Source organism: Methylorubrum podarium (assembly GCF_022179745.1).
Lineage (GTDB): Bacteria > Pseudomonadota > Alphaproteobacteria > Rhizobiales > Beijerinckiaceae > Methylobacterium > Methylobacterium podarium.
On the sequence record NZ_BPRD01000719.1, the window covers coordinates 1 to 1,086 of the forward strand.

Below are 1,086 nucleotides of genomic sequence, written 5' to 3' on the forward strand. Positions count from 1 at the left end.
CGGCGGCGATGCCACCGAGGATCATGACGGAACTGAGCGCGAGCAGCGCGACGACCATGGTACTCTCGACGTGACTGTCGCGGGCGGCGTGACGGTTACAAGATAACCCCCCGCCCGCGCATTGCAAAATCGCACGGCCCGGTCCTCTCTGGAAACCGGCCTTTCCGTCGCTCCATGCACAGCCGAGTCCCGGCCGAAGGTCTTTCCGCGCGGTGCCGGGAGCCTTCGGGGGCCGGCACCCTGCGCAAAACGGTGGATGCCGCGCTCTCTCCGGTGACATGCGCGCGGATCCGGCGCCGGCGGCGTTGCCGAGCCCGGTCCACCGACTTACCTACCCGCCCGTCACCTCGCCGGCCGCGCGCCGCAAACCGCCCGCGCGCTCCGCCTTCGCTCCCCGCGAGACCCGGACAACCCAGGAGACACGCATGACGTTCACCCTGCCCGAGCTGCCCTACGCCTACGACGCGCTGGGCCCCTACATGTCGAAGGAAACCCTCGAGTTCCACCACGACAAGCACCACAAGGCCTATGTCGACACCGGCAACAAGCTGCTGGAGGGGACCGATCTCGCGGGCAAGAGCGTCGAGGAGATCGTCAAGGCGAGCTACAACACCAACCAGGCGCTCTTCAACAACGCCGGCCAGCACTACAACCACCTCCATTTCTGGAACTGGATGAAGCCCAACGGCGGCGGCCAGCCCCCGGCCGAGCTCGCCAAGAAGATCGACGAGGATCTCGGCGGCTACGAGAAGTTCAAGGCCGACTTCATCCAGGCCGGCGTCGGCCAGTTCGGCTCGGGCTGGGCCTGGCTCGCGGTCAAGGACGGCAAGCTCGCCATCCTGAAGACCCCGAACGGCGAGAACCCGCTCGTCCACGGCGCCACCCCGATCCTCGGCGTCGACGTGTGGGAGCACTCCTACTACATCGACTACCGCAACCGCCGCCCCGACTATCTCAAGGCGTTCGTCGAGAACCTCGTGAACTGGGAGTACGTCGAGAAGCTGTACGGCGAGGCGAAGGCCTGATCCGCTCCCGCTTGCCAGCGTAAGGCGGCCGCCCCGTCGGCCAACGGGGCGGCCGCCTTAC

The 1,086-nt window shown here is 67.3% G+C and carries 1 protein-coding gene; it reads left to right on the forward strand.

Going from position 1 to position 1,086, the window contains the following annotated elements; genetic code table 11:
- The first annotated feature begins 425 nt into the window (after positions 1 to 425).
- A complete protein-coding gene (locus tag MFF42_RS26210) occupies positions 426 to 1,025 on the forward strand; it encodes a superoxide dismutase (RefSeq protein WP_231343519.1) in 600 nt (199 codons plus the stop codon).
- The last annotated feature ends 61 nt before the right edge of the window (positions 1,026 to 1,086 follow it).

What these genes read in the sequence shown, in the direction of transcription:
- MFF42_RS26210 (WP_231343519.1), top strand. Translation starts at nt 426, where the DNA reads ATGACGTTCACCCTGCCCGAGCTGCCCTACGCCTACGACGCGCTGGGC.